Source organism: Microbacterium sp. CFBP9034, from assembly GCF_034045255.1.
In the GTDB taxonomy this organism is placed as follows: domain Bacteria; phylum Actinomycetota; class Actinomycetes; order Actinomycetales; family Microbacteriaceae; genus Microbacterium.
This window is the reverse complement of the sequence record NZ_JAXCWC010000001.1, coordinates 335,880-351,321: the sequence shown is the minus strand read 5'-3', so window position 1 is coordinate 351,321 and position 15,442 is coordinate 335,880. Positions and strand designations below refer to the sequence as shown.

The 15,442-nt window shown below is 71.2% G+C and carries 15 protein-coding genes; 4 read left to right on the top strand and 11 right to left on the bottom strand.

Annotated elements, in window-relative coordinates; genetic code table 11:
* Positions 1-14: 14 nt before the first annotated feature.
* Entirely contained in the window at positions 15-1,175 is a 1,161-nt protein-coding gene (locus SOM19_RS01530) for a thiamine pyrophosphate-dependent enzyme (protein WP_320484790.1), read from the bottom strand.
* Positions 1,172-2,293 carry a histidinol-phosphate transaminase gene (gene hisC / locus SOM19_RS01525; protein ID WP_320484789.1) on the bottom strand — a complete coding sequence of 374 codons (1,122 nt, stop codon included), beginning with the start codon at positions 2,291-2,293 and terminating at the stop codon, positions 1,172-1,174. Before hisC ends, SOM19_RS01530 begins: the two co-directional genes overlap by 4 nt.
* A 110-nt stretch (positions 2,294-2,403) precedes the next feature.
* Here hisC and SOM19_RS01520 point away from each other — a divergent pair, with 110 nt between their 5' ends.
* Positions 2,404-2,796, top strand: a complete 393-nt coding sequence (locus SOM19_RS01520) for a phage holin family protein (protein ID WP_320486640.1) — start codon at positions 2,404-2,406, stop codon at positions 2,794-2,796.
* Positions 2,797-2,804: 8 nt separating this feature from the next.
* On the opposite strand, the gene SOM19_RS01515 is transcribed toward SOM19_RS01520, so the two are convergent.
* From SOM19_RS01515 to SOM19_RS01505, 3 genes are all read right to left on the bottom strand, one after another.
* The gene (locus tag SOM19_RS01515; protein ID WP_320484788.1) at positions 2,805-4,139 is read right to left on the bottom strand and encodes a hypothetical protein; all 1,335 of its coding nucleotides are present in this window, start codon (positions 4,137-4,139) and stop codon (positions 2,805-2,807) included.
* Positions 4,139-4,414, bottom strand: a complete 276-nt coding sequence (locus SOM19_RS01510; protein WP_320484787.1) for a hypothetical protein — start codon at positions 4,412-4,414, stop codon at positions 4,139-4,141. The genes SOM19_RS01515 and SOM19_RS01510 overlap by 1 nt, the downstream gene beginning before the upstream one ends.
* 158 nt (positions 4,415-4,572) lie before the next feature.
* Positions 4,573-7,833, bottom strand: coding sequence for an ExeM/NucH family extracellular endonuclease (locus SOM19_RS01505; protein WP_320484786.1), 3,261 nt, complete (start codon positions 7,831-7,833; stop codon positions 4,573-4,575).
* Between the two features lie 173 nt (positions 7,834-8,006).
* Between SOM19_RS01505 and SOM19_RS01500 the strand changes: the two genes are divergently transcribed.
* Positions 8,007-8,513, top strand: coding sequence for a low molecular weight protein-tyrosine-phosphatase (locus SOM19_RS01500; protein ID WP_320484785.1), 507 nt, complete (start codon positions 8,007-8,009; stop codon positions 8,511-8,513).
* A gap of 36 nt (positions 8,514-8,549) precedes the next feature.
* On the top strand, positions 8,550-9,932 hold the full coding sequence (gene purB / locus SOM19_RS01495; RefSeq protein WP_320484784.1) for an adenylosuccinate lyase: 1,383 nt from the start codon (positions 8,550-8,552) through the stop codon (positions 9,930-9,932).
* Between the two features lie 94 nt (positions 9,933-10,026).
* On the opposite strand, the gene SOM19_RS01490 is transcribed toward purB, so the two are convergent.
* Both SOM19_RS01490 and SOM19_RS01485 read right to left on the bottom strand, forming a co-directional pair.
* Complete coding sequence (locus tag SOM19_RS01490) at positions 10,027-10,353, bottom strand: amino acid transporter (protein WP_320484783.1); 327 nt, start codon at positions 10,351-10,353, stop codon at positions 10,027-10,029.
* Positions 10,350-11,063 carry an acyl-CoA synthetase gene (locus SOM19_RS01485; RefSeq protein WP_320484782.1) on the bottom strand — a complete coding sequence of 238 codons (714 nt, stop codon included), beginning with the start codon at positions 11,061-11,063 and terminating at the stop codon, positions 10,350-10,352. The genes SOM19_RS01490 and SOM19_RS01485 overlap by 4 nt, the downstream gene beginning before the upstream one ends.
* Positions 11,064-11,167: 104 nt before the next feature.
* Here SOM19_RS01485 and SOM19_RS01480 point away from each other — a divergent pair, with 104 nt between their 5' ends.
* A complete protein-coding gene (locus SOM19_RS01480; protein ID WP_320484781.1) occupies positions 11,168-11,599 on the top strand; it encodes an NUDIX hydrolase in 432 nt (143 codons plus the stop codon).
* Positions 11,600-11,603: 4 nt separating this feature from the next.
* On the opposite strand, the gene SOM19_RS01475 is transcribed toward SOM19_RS01480, so the two are convergent.
* The 4 genes from SOM19_RS01475 to SOM19_RS01460 form a co-directional block, all read right to left on the bottom strand.
* On the bottom strand, positions 11,604-13,076 hold the full coding sequence (locus SOM19_RS01475) for an SDR family NAD(P)-dependent oxidoreductase (protein ID WP_320484780.1): 1,473 nt from the start codon (positions 13,074-13,076) through the stop codon (positions 11,604-11,606).
* Between the two features lie 43 nt (positions 13,077-13,119).
* The gene (locus SOM19_RS01470) at positions 13,120-14,505 is read right to left on the bottom strand and encodes a pyridoxal phosphate-dependent decarboxylase family protein (protein WP_320484779.1); all 1,386 of its coding nucleotides are present in this window, start codon (positions 14,503-14,505) and stop codon (positions 13,120-13,122) included.
* Positions 14,506-14,577: 72 nt separating this feature from the next.
* A complete protein-coding gene (locus SOM19_RS01465; RefSeq protein WP_320484778.1) occupies positions 14,578-14,967 on the bottom strand; it encodes a PPOX class F420-dependent oxidoreductase in 390 nt (129 codons plus the stop codon).
* Positions 14,968-15,022: 55 nt separating this feature from the next.
* A complete protein-coding gene (locus SOM19_RS01460; protein ID WP_320484777.1) occupies positions 15,023-15,442 on the bottom strand; it encodes a putative periplasmic lipoprotein in 420 nt (139 codons plus the stop codon).

Sequence of the window (15,442 nt, the reverse complement as noted above, 5' to 3'; positions counted from 1 at the left end):
GCTCGTCGAAGCGGTCATGCGCCGCCTTCCTCGAAGGATGCCTCGTAGTCGGCGAGCCACCGGCGCTGCTCGTCGATGAGCGGATGGGGCTCGGAGTACGCGTGCGCGAACATGAGCTCGCGGTCGATCCCGCCGAGCTCGTTGGTGCGGGTGCGCACGTCGTCGGCGACCGCCCGGGACTCGGCCTCGACGTCGTCGAAGAACGCCTGCGAGGCGCCGCGGGACTCCAGGTGGCTGCGCATGCGGGCGATGGGGTCGCGGCGCCGCCACGACTCCTCCTCGTCGGAGGTGCGGTACTTCGTGGGGTCGTCGCTCGTGGTGTGGGCGCCCATGCGGTACGTCATCGCCTCGATCGCGCGCGGTCCGAGCCCCGAGCGGGCTTCGTCGAGCGCGACGCGGCTCACGGCCCAGCTCGCGATGACGTCGTTGCCGTCGACGGGGATGCTCGGCATTCCGTAGCCCGCGCCGCGCTTGAACAGCGGCGCGCGGGACTGGGTCGCGACCGGGACCGAGATGGCCCACTGGTTGTTCTGAAGGAAGAAGACCTCGGGGGTGAGGTAGCTCGCCGCGAAGACCATGGCCTCGTGCACGTCGCCCTGGCTCGATGCTCCGTCGCCGTAGTAGACGATGACCGCCTCGTCGCGCTCGGGGTCGCCGGTGCCGCAGCGCCCGTCGAACACCATGCCCATGCCGTACCCGGTCGCGTGCAGCGTCTGCGCGCCGAGCACCAGGGTGTAGATGTGCGTGTTGCCGTTCTTCGGGTCGGTCGGATCCCAGCCGCCGTGGGTGAGGCCGCGCATGAGGCGGATGATGTCGAGCGGATCCACTCCCCGGATGCGCGTCACCACGTGCTCGCGGTAGGACGGGAAGAGATGGTCCTGGGGCCGTGCGGCCCGGGCGGATCCCACCTGGGCGGCCTCCTGGCCGAAGCTCGGCGGCCACAGCGCGAGCTGTCCCTGCCGCTGCAGGTTGGTGGCCTGCACGTCGAACGCGCGGATCACCGCCATGTCGCGATAGAAGCCCTCCAGATCCGCGTCGGCGAGTCCGGCGACGAGGTCGAGATAGGGCTCCGCAGCGGGCGAGGGCGCGAACGAGCCGTCGGCGGCGAGGAACCGGACGATCGCCGGGTCGTCGGGGAGCGTGGCGCTGTTCGTCGGGTCGATGGCGGCGGTCATGATCCCACGCTCACTCGCAGGCCGGCGTGGCCCTCGGGGAGGTCCTTCACCACCGCCTCCGCGATCCGCACGACCTTCTCGACCGCCGCTTCCTCACCCACGGAGATCCGGATGCCGTCCCCGGCGAACGGCCGCACGATCAGGCCGGCGTCGTCGAAGGCCTGCGCGACGGAGAGCGTCTCGGCCCCGGCCGGGAGCCAGACGAAGTTGCCCTGGGCGGCCGGGACGCGCCAGCCGGTCTCGCGCAGGGCCGCCACGAGCCGGTCGCGCCGCTCGGCGATCTCGCGCACCCGGGCGAGCAGGTCTTCCTCGGCGTCGAGGCTCGCGAGCGCCGCGACCTCGGCCTGCGCGGTCACCGAGAGGGGGATGCTGGTGCTCCGCGCCGCATCGAGGATGCGGGGGTGCCCGATCGCGTAGCCCACACGCAGCCCGGCCAGGCCGAAGGCCTTGGAGAAGGTGCGGAGCACGACGACGTTGGGGTGCGCGCCGGCCGCCAGCACCCGCGTGCCGTCCACGGCGGCGGGATCGGTGACGAACTCGGCGTACGCCTCGTCGAGCACGACGAGCACGTCGGACGGGACCTGCACCACGAACGCGTCGAACTCGGCCTGAGTGACGATCGGCCCGGTGGGATTGTTCGGGCTGCACACGATGATCGCGCGGGTGCGATCGGTGATGGCCGCCGCCATCGCCGGCAGGTCATGCCGGGCGTCTTCGGTGAGCGGGACGTGGACGGCGGTGGCGCCGGCGACAACGGCCAACCACGGGTAGGCCTCGAACGAGCGCCACGCGTAGATGACCTCATCGCCCGGGCTCGCGGTCGCCTGGACGAGCTGGGCGAGAATCGACACGCTCCCCGCGCCGACGTGGATCGAGTCGGTGCCGACGCCGAACCGGGCGGCCAGGCGCTCGCGCAGCCGGGCGGCGGAGGCATCCGGATACCGGTTCACCGCCGTCGCGGCGTGGAGAGCCTCGACGACACCGGGCAGCGGATCGAAGGGGTTCTCGTTGCTCGACAGCTTGAACGCGTCGGCGCCGGCCTGCCGACCCTGCTTGTACGGCGGCAGCGCGGCGATCTCGGGGCGGACGCGGATGGGGATGTCGGAGGCGTCGGTCACCCTGCCGAGTCTACGAGCGGACCGGATGCCGCAGGGAGCATAAGAGGACGTCCGAACACATGTCAAGGCGTCCTCGCAACGCTGCGAACCTCATGCCAGACTGGGCGATCATGCGCTTCGTCATCCGTGTCGTCATCAACGCGTTCGCCATCTGGGTCGTCACCCTGATCACGGCACTCCAGGTCACGATCATCCCGTTCCCGCCCGGTGAGACGCTCCAGCTCGTGCTCACGCTGCTGGCCGTCGCGGTGATCTTCGCCCTGGTGAACACGTTCATCGGCACGGTCATCAAGGTGCTCGCCTTTCCGCTGTACATCCTGACGCTCGGGCTCATCGGCCTGCTCATCAACGCCTTCCTGCTGTGGCTCACCGCGTGGATCACGAGCTTCTGGGACTGGGGACTGCGGGTCGAGGACTTCTGGCTCGGCATCGTCGCGGCGATCATCATCTCGCTCATCAACTGGGTGTTCGGCATCATCCTTCGACCTCGCGCCAAGGACTGACTCCGGTCTCACGGCCCACGGGTCGCGGCGAACTCCCTCACCTCGACGGACTCGGCGCGGCCGAGTTCTTCGAAGACCGACCGCACCGCCTCGATGCGCGGGTCGCTCGACGCGTCGATCATGGCGGACGTCTCGGCGTACGCCTGCATCCGGTGCCCCGGCACACGGGCGTCGTGGAGCCCGGCCGCCGGGTCGGCCTCGCGCTCGACCACGAAGCTGCCCGCCGAGCCGACGGGTGCGATGTGCCCTCCGCCCGCGAGCGCCGCCACGGGGTCGTCCGTGTGCCGCACCCCCACGCTCAGGGTCGTGGCACCGACGTCGGCCTCGACCGGCGATCCGAACGTCACCAGCGTGCGCGTGTCGTAGCCGCCTTCCAGCGCCAGGTGGGCCGTGATCATGGCACCCTGCGAATGCCCGAACGCGTGGACCACGTCGCCGGGCCGGGCCCCCGCCGCGGCGAGCGCCGACTCGGTCGCCTCGTACGATGCCGATGCCGATCCGGCGTAGAGCTGCGCGTTCGAGAGGTTGTCCCAGGGGTCATCGCCGCCGACCGCCATCGACTGCATGCCCGCGACGTAGACGGCGTACTGGCTCGACCCGTCGCGCATCGTGTAGCGCTCGACCCGCACGCGCGAGTCGCCGGCGCCCGGCATCCGTGACGCGACGGCGGCCAGGGAGGTCGGCGCCGCCGTGGGCGTCCGCACGGGCGGCACCGAGGTGAGGGCCACCGGCGCACCGCGGTTCGTGAGCCTGGCGTCGGCGGCGATCCGGCCCTGGCCGGTCACGCCCGCGCCCACACCGAGACCGAGTGCGAGCAGGCCGAAGCCCGCGCCGCCGTACACCGCACCCTCGGGACCGACGTGCTCGCCGAACGCGTAGCCGAGCTCGGTGGCCTGACGCACGATATCGCCCGGCCAGAGCACGGTGCGCTCGAACTCCGCCCCGATGGACGATGCGAACGCCTCTGGGTGCAGGGCGAGGAGCTCGTTCCTTCGCCGGTCGACCTGAGCGACCACCGCACGGTCGCCCGACAGCACCCCCGCCCGGTGCTCGGCGTTGAGCTCGACGAGCTCGTAGACGACCGCCGCCTCCCGGAGGGCATCCGCGATCCGGGTCGCACCGCCGAGCGCGCCGTTGAGCCGGGTGGCGAGGACCGACGTCGCACTCGCGGCGTCCCACGCCCGCGCGCGCTCCTCCAGCAGCATGAGCTGCAGGGATCCCACCCGACGCGACAGCGCCTCGAGCTCCGCCCCGGCCTCGAGGAAGCGAGCCGCCGTCATCCGCAGCGTCTCGGTGTCGACCGCCACGGCGCCGCCGCCCCTCACGTCCAGCTCGCCGCCCATCAGCAGCCCGCCTCGAACTGCCGCCAGGCGGCATCCCGTGCCTGAGCGGCGGCCACCCTCGCCGTCTCGGCCAGACACCCCAGGCTCGAGATCTCGCGCGCCCATTCGTCGGCCAGCGAATGGAAGGCCTGGGCGGCCTTCGCCTGCCAATCGGTCGCGGCGGCGAGACCACGCGCCTGCTGGGTGGCGTCGCCGATCCGCCGGCTCACCACCGCGAGCTCGCGCGCCACGATGTCGAGCTGCGACGCCGTCGCGCCTGAGGTGTCGTACATCATCGGGCCATGCTCGCCCACCGAGCGCGGGGGTTGCGTCCGTCTCCCGCTCCTGTGCAGGGCCTCGTGGCGGGGCATCCTGTGCAGGAGACCCGCCTCCGGGGCCTGCACGCAGAGACGCCGCCCGCGGGACTCGGGGCGGCGTCTCTGTCAGGCGCGGGTCAGAGGTACTCGATCAGCCCCTTGACCCCGACGATCACCGTCGCCGTGTCGGTCGCGGTGTTGCCCGCGGCATCCGTCGCCGTGTACGTGAAGGTGTAGATCGCCCCGTTCACCGCCTTGACGCTGAACGTGCGGTCGTCGACCTCGGTGTACGCCGCGCCGGGCTTGCCGTTCGTCGTGACGTCGGTCAGCTCGACCGTCACCTCGCCGCGATCGTCCTCGGCCTCGACGTGCACCTGCACCGTGCGGGCCTTGTTGTTCGGCACCAGGATGAACGACGGGATCGCGACGGCCTCGATGGTCGGCGGCGTGGTGTCGGGCGGGGTGAGGTCGAGGCCGACCAGCACCGGATCGTGGTCGCTCGACCGGTAGGGGTCGGGGGCGAACAGCGCATCCTGCGCCGGCTGCTTGAACGACATGTCGTAGTCGATCAGGCTCGGCTCGTCGGCGTTGATGTTCCACGGCGAGGCACCGCGCACGTCGGCGACCAGGCCGGGACCGGCCAGGGCGTGGTCGAGGTAGCCCTGCTGGCCGTCGAACACGTAGCTGTACGCATCCTCGCCCTGGTACTCGAGGATCAGGTCGGTGTAGCCCTTGTTCTTCAGGGCGACGATCGGATCCTCCTTGTCGTAGGCGTTGAGGTCTCCGATGATCAGCTCACGGCCGAGCGTGCCCTGACCCGTCGGGTCGGTGGCGAGCCAGTCGGCCAGCGCGTTCGCGGCGTTCGTGCGGACGGTGTTGCACTCGCCCTGCAGCGGGTGCGCCGGCTCGCCCGCGCACGCCGAGCCCTTCGACTTGAGGTGGTTGACGACCACGGTGAAGGTGGCGCCGTCGGCGTCCTCGAAGGTCTGGGTGAGGCCCGGACGGTTGCGGGTGTCGAGCCAGCGGGGATCCTTCGCCTGGTTCATCAGTGCGAAGTCGCCGACCGGTGTCACCGCCGACGGCTTGTACATCAGCGCCGTCGTGATGACGTCGGTGCCGATCTTGCCGGTCTTGACGTAGTCGTAGACATCAGCCCCGAGATGCTCGTTGAGCGCCGCGGTCAAGGTCGCCAGCGCCTGCGAGTCCGTGTTGTTCTCGATCTCGATGAGCCCGAAGACGTCCGCGTCGATCGCCGCCAGGGCGGCGACGATCTTCGCCTCCTGCCGGTCGAACTCCGCCACCGTGTTGGCGCCCCGCGCGATGTCGTCGTCGGCAGCGGTGTTCGGGTCGTCCAGCGTCGTGAAGTAGTTCAGGACGTTGAAGCTCGACACCAGCAGGTCGCCGCCGACCTCGGGCACCTCCGGGCGCGGGTTCGCGACCTGGAACTCCGCACCCTGCGTGGGCTGGATCGCCCAGGTGTCGAAGCGCCAGTCGAGGATGCCCGTGACGTCCGTGACGAGGTCGCCCCCGCGGAATGTGTTCTCGAGGGTGAACGCCTCGCCGTTGGGGTGCAGGGCCGGGTCGGGGTTCTGGCTGCTGCGCCCGTCGTCGATCGTGATGCGCTCCGCCATGTTCGCCGCGGCGAGCGCGGCCGCCGCGGGATCGGTCGGCAGGTACCTCGCGGTCGGTGTCGACTGACGGCCGAGACCGACGTCGATGGTTCCGTAGCGCGCGTAGTCGAAGTACTCGAGGATCGCGAGCGTCTGCGGGAGCGTCACATACATGCCCTCGACGGCCTCGCGCTGGGTGGCGCTCACGGGGAGGGTCAGCGGGACCGGGGTGGGCAGTGCGGTGCCCGTGGCGCAGACCTTCATGTCGCCCACCGCGAGCTGGGTCATCCCGAAGGCCTCGGTCACCACGCCGGCGACGTTGACCACATCGCCCGAGGCGACGGCAGCGCCGGCCGGGGCGTAGACGAAGATCGCGTCGGATGTGCCGAGATCGCCGTCGCCGCCGTCCTGGACGTAGTAGCCCTGGAAGCCGCCGGTCTGGAAGTCGCCGACGACCGTTCCCTCGATGCGCACGGTCGACCCGGAGACGGGTGTCGCGGTGCCTGAGCCCTGCACCGAGCCGATGGTGACGACGGGCAGGTCGCACCCGGCCTCGGCGGGCGGGGGCCCGGCGGGGGTGACCGAGTTCGCGGCACCGGGCGTGTTCACGGCCTCGCCCGCCGCCAGCGTGCCGGGGAACCCGGGGATGCCTGCGCGGTCGTAGTCGTTGCGCACCCAGTCGGCGGCGGTGTCGGTGTCCGTGCCGTCGGGGATGCGAGAGGCTCCGCCGACCGAGAACGTCTGCCCGCCGAAGCCGGGGCTGAGCACCACCGAGCTGTAGGTGCGGTCGGCGGCGTTGCCGTCCGAGACGGCGACCGCGTCGACCACGGTGAAGCCGAGGCCGTCATCGATGACGCCGTCGTCGTTCGCGTCGATGTCGCTGCCCGCGGCGGGGATCGTGCCGCTGACCAGGAGCAGCGTCATCGTGCCGTTCTCGAGGGCGCCGTTCGCGAGCGAGGCGAGCGAACGACCGGTGGCACCGGGCGCGGGGAACGAGATGACCTCGTCGACCAACCCGAAGGGCGCGACACCGGAGCTCGGGGCGTCGCCCTCGATCTCGAGCACGCGGTAGGCGGAGAGGTCGCTCGTGGGGGTGGACAGCAGCTCGACGTACTCGACGTCATCCTCGGCCGTGCTCGCCGAGAACTCGTTGATGACGACCTTGGTGACGGGCGGCTCGACGTCGCCGCAGTTCGCGGTGTGCGCACCGAGCCCATCGAACGTGTTGGTGGCATAGCCGTCCCACTGGACGGCGGGATCGAACGCGTCGCCGCCGTTCAGGTCGCCGACGCAGAGGTCGGCCTTGCGGCGCAGGGTGTTGTCGACCGTCGAGGCGAGTCCGGTGCCCCACTCCGTGCCCGGGTCGAAGCCGATCTGCCCGAAGACGTCCACGGTGGTGTCGCCCTTGACGAGCGCGACGGCGTCGTCGCCGTTGAACCAGCCGGAGCCGTTGGTCTGATCGGCGACCGCGAGGATGGCCGGGTCCGCCGTCGCCTGCGCGACGACGTGGACGTCACCGGCCGCCACGGATCCCGCGAGGGGGATGGTCAGCCCGGCGCTGGGTGAGCCGTTGAAGAAGTACCGGAGGCTGTAGCCCTCGAGCGTGACGGAGGCGCCCGTCGGGTTGTAGATCTCCACCGCCTTGCTGTTGCTCGTGCCCTCGACGACCTCGCTGAAGAACAGCTCGGTCGGGGCTTCTGCAGCGAACGCCGCTGGCGCGATCAGCCCGGTCAGGGCGAGCGCACCGGCGGCGGCGACGGCGACGGTTGCTCGTTGTGAACGACGCACGGAACCTCCTACACAGGGAAAAAGGCCGGTAGGCCTTCCGCGCCAGGCTAGGCGAGCGGCATCGCCGGCGGAAGGCCTGGCCGAGGAGAGTTCGTTAACGATCGGTGTCGGGCGGCGGCATCCGTCGTCCAGCGCACTTGGGTGCGCGTCCGCACCGGGCCAGAATGGAGCGCATGACCGCGAACACCGGCGAGCCCTTTCGCGTCGTGTTCGTGTGCACCGGCAACATCTGCCGCTCGCCGATGGCGGACGTGGTGTTCCGTGGATTCGCGGATGCCGCGGGCCTGGGCACGCGCGTGGCGTCCACGAGTGCCGGCACCGGCGACTGGCACGTCGGCGAGCGCGCGGATCAGCGCACGATCGACGCCCTCGATCGGGCGGGCTACGACGGCACCCGGCACCGGGCGCGTCAGTTCACCCATGCCGACTTCGCGCACAGCGACCTGGTGATCGCGCTGGACCGCAGTCACGAGCGCATCCTCCGCGGCTGGGCGCGCAACGAGGCCGACTCCGACAAGATCGGGCTGCTCCTCGCGTTCGATCCGTCGGCCCACACCCTCGACGTGCCCGACCCGTACTATGCCGGGCCCGGAATGTTCGACGAGGTGCTCGGTATGATCGAGAGTGCGAGCCGGGCGCTCTTCCGGCAGCTCGAACCCGCGATCCGCCCGGCGAACTGACGCCGGCGATCCCCCTTGCGTTCCGACGGGAGCCCCGTGACCTCTCTCCCCCCTCAGCCCTTGAGTCCGCTCGACGGCCGCTACCAGGCCGCCGTGACCGAGCTCGCCGACTATCTCTCCGAGGCCGGCCTCAACCGTGCCCGCGTCGAGGTCGAGGTCGAATGGCTCATCGCCCTCACCGACCGGTCCCTTTTCGGCACGGCCCCGCTCTCCGACGACGACAAGGCGCGCCTGCGTGCGCTCTACCTCGAGTTCGGTCAGGCCGAGATCGACTGGCTGGCCGAGAAGGAAGCGGTCACGCGGCACGACGTCAAGGCCGTGGAGTACCTGGTGCGCGACCGCCTGTCGGCGCTCAGACTCGACGCGATCGCCGAGCTCACGCACTTCGCGTGCACGAGCGAGGACATCAACTCGGCGTCGTACGCGCTCACTGTGCAGCGTGCCGTCCAGCGCGTGTGGCTGCCCAAGCTGCGGGCGATCATCGCGGCGCTCGGCGAGCTCGCGGTCCGGCACCGCGATGCCGCGATGCTGTCGCGCACGCACGGTCAGCCGGCGACCCCCTCGACCATGGGCAAGGAACTCGCGGTCTTCGCCTGGCGTCTCGAGCGCGTGGCCCGCCAGATCGAGTCGGGCGAGTACCTCGCGAAGTTCTCCGGCGCGACCGGCACGTGGTCGGCGCACCTCGCCGCCGAGCCCGACGTGGACTGGCCGGAGCTGTCGCGCGGCTTCATCGAGGGCCTGGGCCTCGGGTTCAATGTGCTGACGACGCAGATCGAGTCCCACGACTGGCAGGTCGAGCTGTACGACCGGGTGCGGCATGCCGGCGGCATCCTGCACAACCTCGCCACCGATGTGTGGACCTACATCTCCATCGGCTACTTCACGCAGATCCCGGTCGCGGGCGCCACCGGCTCGTCGACGATGCCGCACAAGATCAACCCCATCCGCTTCGAGAACGCCGAGGCGAACCTCGAGATCTCGGCCGGCCTGCTGGCGACCCTGTCGCAGACGCTGGTGACGAGCCGCATGCAGCGCGACCTGACCGACTCGACCACGCAGCGCAACATCGGCGTGGCATTCGGGCACTCGCTGCTCGCGCTCGACAACCTGCAGCGCGGCCTGCGCGAGATCTCACTCGCCGAGGACGTGCTGCTGGCCGACCTCGACGGCAACTGGGAGGTGCTGGCCGAGGCGATCCAGACCGTCGTCCGCGCCGAGATCGCGGCCGGCCGCTCGCAGATCACCGACCCGTACGCGCTGCTGAAGGACCTCACCCGCGGCCGGCGGGTCGGCGCCCCCGAGCTCGCCGAGTTCGTGCGCGGCCTCGACATCGGAGACGCCGCGAAGGAGCGCCTGCTCGCGCTCACCCCCGCGAGCTACGACGGCCTCGCCTCGCGGCTCGTGGACGAGCTCGGCTGAGGCCCGCGTTTCGTCTCGCTTCGCTCGCTCAACGACCGACAGAGCGCCCACACCGGTCGTTGAGCGAGGGAGCGCAGCGACCGAGACGAACGCCTCAGGCCTTCGGGTCGACGGATGCCGCGGCATCCGTCTCATCGTCCTCATCGGGAAGCAGCACCGGCTTGTCGATGGTCTTCGTCACCTGCGCGGGGTCGATCGCCAGCAGCAGGAGCGAGACGACGAGCAGCACCACGATGAAGGTGACGCCGGCGATGATGAGGGCGAGCACGACGGCGGCGCGCACCTTCTCGGAGCCGCCCTGCTGGAAGAAGCCCATCGACACGAGGGTGACGATCCCGGCGAACAGCGCGGCGGCGAAGGCGAGCCCGAGCAGCTGCACAGGCTTCATGAGGTCGCGGCGGGTGGGTCGGTCGTCGCTCACGCGGGATCCTTCTGGTCGGCGGGAGCGGATGCCGGGGCCTCGGTCGTGACCGGTGCATCCTTTCGCGGCGAGAAGCCGGCGATCCCGAGGTAGACGGCGAGGATCGCGGCATACGCGCCGAAGATCCCGACGCCGATGATGATGCCCGTCAGGGTGAAGGTCTGCTGCGCCTCATCGATCGTGTACTGAACGGCGAAGCCGGTCGGGACGAGCAGGAGGGCGATGCCCAGGAGCACGCCGAACGCTCCGACCACGACGGCGTCCCGGTTGTCGGCGCGCGGACCCGGGTCGATGTCCGCCCTCGCATCCGCGATTCCGGGCGCGATCTCGCGTCGGGCGCGCGGGCCACGCAGGCCGCGCCAGCCGGCGATGAGCTCGATGGCGCCGCTGACGAGGGCCCAGGCGATCACGACGCCGAAGAACCCCGTGATGGTCCGCACCGGGCCGAGTCCGCTCACCATGCCCGCAAGGAGGGTGACCCCGCCCAGAGCGGCGGCGGGCCAGCGGCGGCCGGCCGGGTAGACGAGCCACACCGCGAGGAGGAGGACGATGCCCGTCGCGATCGCGAAGCCGCTGAAGACCGCCATGCCGACGAGCGCCGAGTGGTCGGGCGAGAACGTGATCATCAACGCGGCGAGCGCCGCGAAAGCGGCGCGTGCGAGCTGCACGTGTCGCACGGTGAACGTGCGATCGGAAGAAGCTGAGGTCACGGCGGATTCCTGCGAAGGGTGAGGGATGCCTCCAGTCTAAGTCGTGCACCGGGCCTGGCCTCCCGGTCGGCTGCCCGTGCACCCGCCGGTGCTACCGTGCGATGGTGACCTCGGCACCCCGCGACCTTCCGGCGTCGACGCACGCCGTCCGCGAGATCCATGTGTCGGCCGCCGTCATCACCGACGGAGCCGGCCGGCTCCTGCTCGTGCGCAAGGCGGGCACCACCGCGTTCATGCAGCCGGGCGGCAAGCCCGAGCCCGGCGAGACCGGGGCCGAGACGCTCGCGCGCGAGCTCGAGGAGGAGCTCGGCATCCGTCTTCCGGCCGGCGACCTCAGGCCGCTCGGCTCATTCACCGCGGCGGCCGCGAACGAGCCCGGCCACCTCGTGGTGGCCGACGTCTTCGTCGCCGACATCGGCGAGGCGCGACCGGAGGTGGGCGCCGAGATCGAGGAGCTGCGGTGGATCAGCCGGGCCGACGCCGACGCGCTCGAGATCGCCCCGCTCGCGCGGACGTACTTCCTGCCCCAGGAGTGACGGGCTACCAGGAGCTCTTTCGGTAGTCCTTGAGGAAGACGCCGAACAGGTCCTCGCCCGCCTCGCCGCGCACGATCGGGTCGTACACGCGGGCCGCGCCGTCGACGAGGTCGAGCGGGGCGTGGAATCCCTCCTCGGCGAGGCGCACCTTGGTGAAGTGCGGGCGCTCGTCGGTGATCCACCCGGTGTCGACCGCGGTCATGAGGATGCCGTCGGTCTCGAACATCTCCCGGGCGCTCGTGCGGGTGAGCATGTTGAGCGCGGCCTTGGCCATGTTCGTGTGCGGATGCCCCGGCCCCTTATAGCCCCGGCCGAACACGCCCTCCATCGCCGAGACGTTCACGACGTAGGTGCGGCGAGCGCTCGACGCCGCCATCGAGGCGCGCAGGCGACTGACCAGCAGGAACGGCGCGGTCATATTCGCGAGCTGCACCTCGAGCATCTCGAGCGGCTCGACCTGATCGACGCTCTGCGTCCAGCTGTTGATGTGGTGCTCGTCGGGGACGAGCCCGCCGGCGTCGATCGCGGTGCCGGCGGCGAGGCGCTCGAGGGACGAGGATCCCGCGGCCATCGCCTCGGCGGTGAGCTCGTCGGCCGTGCGGGCGGCCGCGGCGAGGATCGGGTGGCTCGACACCGACTGCGCGAGCGCGAGCGGGTGCGCGTCGTTGGTGTGGCCGAAGGTGAGCAGCTCGGGGAGCGGGCCGGTGGGAAGCGGCGCGAGCTCGGCGTCGACCAGCGGCTTGTAGGCGCCGGCCGAGCGGCGGACCGTCTGGGCCGCGTTGTTGATGAGGATGTCGAGCGGTCCGTCGGCGGCCACCGCGTCGGCGAGCCCGATGACCTGGGCCGGATCGCGCAGGTCGATGCCGACGATCTTGAGGCGGTGCAGCCAGTCGGCCGAGTCCTCCAGTGCGCTGAACCGGCGCACGGCGTCGCGCGGGAAGCGCGTCGTGATCGTGGTGTGGGCGCCGTCGCGCAGCAGGCGCAGGGCGATGTACATCCCGATCTTGGCGCGGCCGCCGGTGAGCAGTGCGCGCTTGCCGGTGAGGTCGGTGCGGGCGTCGCGCTTCTCGTGGCTCATGGCCGCGCAGTCGGGGCAGAGCTGGTGGTAGAACGCGTCCACGAGCGTGTACTGCTGCTTGCAGATGTAGCAGGCACGCGGCTTGATGAGCTCGCCGGCGGTGGGGGCGGTGGTGCGCGTGGCCAGCGGGATGCCGCGCGTCTCGTCGTCGATCCGGTCGGGGGCGCCGGTGGCGGTCGCCGCGACGACGGCGCGGTCGGCCTCGGCGATGCGGTCCCGCTTGTCGCGGCGCGACTGGCGCTTGACGTCCTTGTACATCTTCCCGGTCGCGTGGCGGAGGGCGATGTAGACGGGATCGTCGCGATCCAGCTCGGCGGTGGCCTCGATCACACGAAGCGCCGTCGCCAGATCGGCGGGGTCGATCGGTCGCGGCGCGTCGGAGGAGGGCGTGGAGGGCACAGGGGATTCTACCCGTCGCCACCTGGGCGTCGGCCGGTCGTGGTCAGGCGAGCGAGTCCAGGATCTCGACGAGCAGCTCGTAGGTCGTGAGCGGGCTGATGATCGCGAACCGGAGCACCGGCTCGCCCGCGTGCGAGCTCGGCACCACGAACCCGCGCTGCTCCTCGAGGAGGCGGTTCGACCACGCCTGGTAGTCCGCCATCGTCCAGCCCTCGCGCCGGAACACGACGACGGACAGCTGCGGGTCGCGCACGAGCGAGAGGCCGTCTCGCCGGGCGATCTCGTCGGCGATGCGCTGCGCGAGGTCGATGCCGTGGGCGATCGTCGCCCGGTACTGCTCGGTGCCGTGCGTCGCGAGCGAGAACCACAGCGGCAGTCCGCGCGAGCGCCGGGTGAGCTGGATGGCGAGGTCGGACGGGTTCCAGTCGGGCGAGTCGGTGAGCGTGTCGAGGTACTCGGCCTTCTGGGTGTGGGCGCGCAGCGCGAGCGACGGCTCGCGGTAGATCAGGGCACACGCGTCGAACGGCGCGAAGAGCCACTTGTGCGGATCGACGATGACGGAGTCGGCGAGCTCGACCCCGGCGAAGGCCGGTCGCATCTCGGGCACGAGCATCGCGGCCAGGCCGTACGCGCCGTCGACGTGCAACCAGACGCCCCGGTCCCGGCTCGCTGCGGCCACCCCCGCGATGTCGTCGACGATGCCGAAGTTCGTGGTGCCGCCGGTCGCGACCACGGCGAACGCGGCGTCGCCGTGCGCGTCCAGCGCGAGGGCGACGGTGTCGCCGTGCAGACGCCCGTCGGCATCCGGTGCCGCGGTGACGACGTCGACATCCATCACGGCGGCGGCCGAGGCGATCGAGGAGTGGGCCTCGGCGCTGCACACCACGACCCACCGCGCCGGGTCGGGGCGGCCGAGCTCGCGGTTGCGGGCGCGTGCGGCATCCCGGGCCGTCACCAGGGCCGAGAGGTTGCCGATCGTGCCGCCCTGCACGAACACCCCGCCCGCCGTCGCCGGCAGCCCGAACTCGCGGGCGAGCCAGTGCAGCACCTCGTTCTCGGCGTACACGGCTCCGGCGCCCTCCATCCACGAGCCGCCGTAGATCGCGGATGCCGACACCACGACGTCGAACGCGAGCGACGCCTTGCTGGGGGCCGAGGGGATGAAGGAGAGGTAGCCGGGGTGGTCCGTCGAGATGCACGCCGGGGCCAGCACGTTCTCGAAGAGCGCGATGGCTCGGCGCGCGCCGATGCCGTCAGCCGTGATCGACCCCGAGGCGAGCCGCGCGAGGTCGTTCGGGCTCATCGCCTTGTCGAGCGGCACATCCTCGTACAGCGCACGTCGCCGGGCGTAGTCCAGCACGTCGTCGACGGTGTGGACGGTCTCGTCGGAGATGGCGTGCATCTGCTCGGGACGGGATGACGCGGTCATGGCTTCTCCACGGTTCGGGTGACATCTCACGGTAGGGGCGGGTGCGGGAGGGTTCAAGTGACCCCCGTCGCGTCACGATGCGGCGGAGGAGCGGAATTGCGGAGAGCCGAGGACGCGCTCCACCGCCAGCTCGAGCACCACGCGCTGCGGGTTCACCCGCGGCTGGCGATAGCGGGCCGCGTAGAGCGCGACGGCGTGGGCGACGGCATCCGGATCGTCCACGACGCGAGCCGTGCCCTCGAAGCTGATCCAGCGGGCACCGTCCACCGAGCACACCGACGCGCGTCCGCGGCGCTCGGCGTTGAGGAACTTCTGCGACCCGCGGGTGCCGATGACGCGCACCACACCGTCCTCGACGGTGAAGCCGACGGGCACGGCATGGATGCGGTCGTGGCGCCCGAGGGTGGACAGCGTCGCCAGGTGATATTCGGAGAGGAAGTCGTACGCGGCGTCGGTCAGCACCGATACAGCCTGTCACGGCCCGGGTCGCCCGGGTGCTGTCGGCATCCGGCGGCGCTCACTCCGACACGGTGATCGTGATCGCCCACGGCGCCCCGGACTCCGACCCCCGAAGGACCGACGCGCCGGGCTCGACCGCGCGCACCTCCCACTCGCGTGCGTCGCCACCCGCCACATTGGTCACGAGGATCAGCAGCACCGACGTGCCCTCGAGCTCCGGCTCGGGGGCGTCGGGATCGACCAGCTGCAGCGCCGTGGTCTCACCCACCGTCATCGCGTACGTCCGGCCGTCGTCGACCGGGCCGATGAAGCGGGGCACGGGCACCGCCGCCGAAGCTGACGGCTGCGGTGATGCCGACGGGGACGCCGATCCGTCCGGCGGCGTTCCCTCCGGCGGCGTTCCCTCCGGCGGCGTTCCCGCGCTCGCACAGCCCGTCAGCAGGGCGACGAGGATGAGCGCGGGAAGCCACCGTCTCAC

Excerpts from the sequence above, each read along its gene's own strand:
- SOM19_RS01530 (WP_320484790.1), bottom strand. The coding sequence starts at position 1,175 with ATGACCGCCGCCATCGACCCGACGAACAGCGCCACGCTCCCCGACGAC.
- SOM19_RS01520 (WP_320486640.1), top strand. The coding sequence starts at position 2,404 with ATGCGCTTCGTCATCCGTGTCGTCATCAACGCGTTCGCCATCTGGGTC.
- SOM19_RS01515 (WP_320484788.1), bottom strand. The coding sequence starts at position 4,139 with ATGGGCGGCGAGCTGGACGTGAGGGGCGGCGGCGCCGTGGCGGTCGAC.
- SOM19_RS01510 (WP_320484787.1), bottom strand. The coding sequence starts at position 4,414 with ATGATGTACGACACCTCAGGCGCGACGGCGTCGCAGCTCGACATCGTG.
- SOM19_RS01500 (WP_320484785.1), top strand. The coding sequence starts at position 8,007 with ATGACCGCGAACACCGGCGAGCCCTTTCGCGTCGTGTTCGTGTGCACC.
- SOM19_RS01470 (WP_320484779.1), bottom strand. The coding sequence starts at position 14,505 with ATGACCGCGTCATCCCGTCCCGAGCAGATGCACGCCATCTCCGACGAG.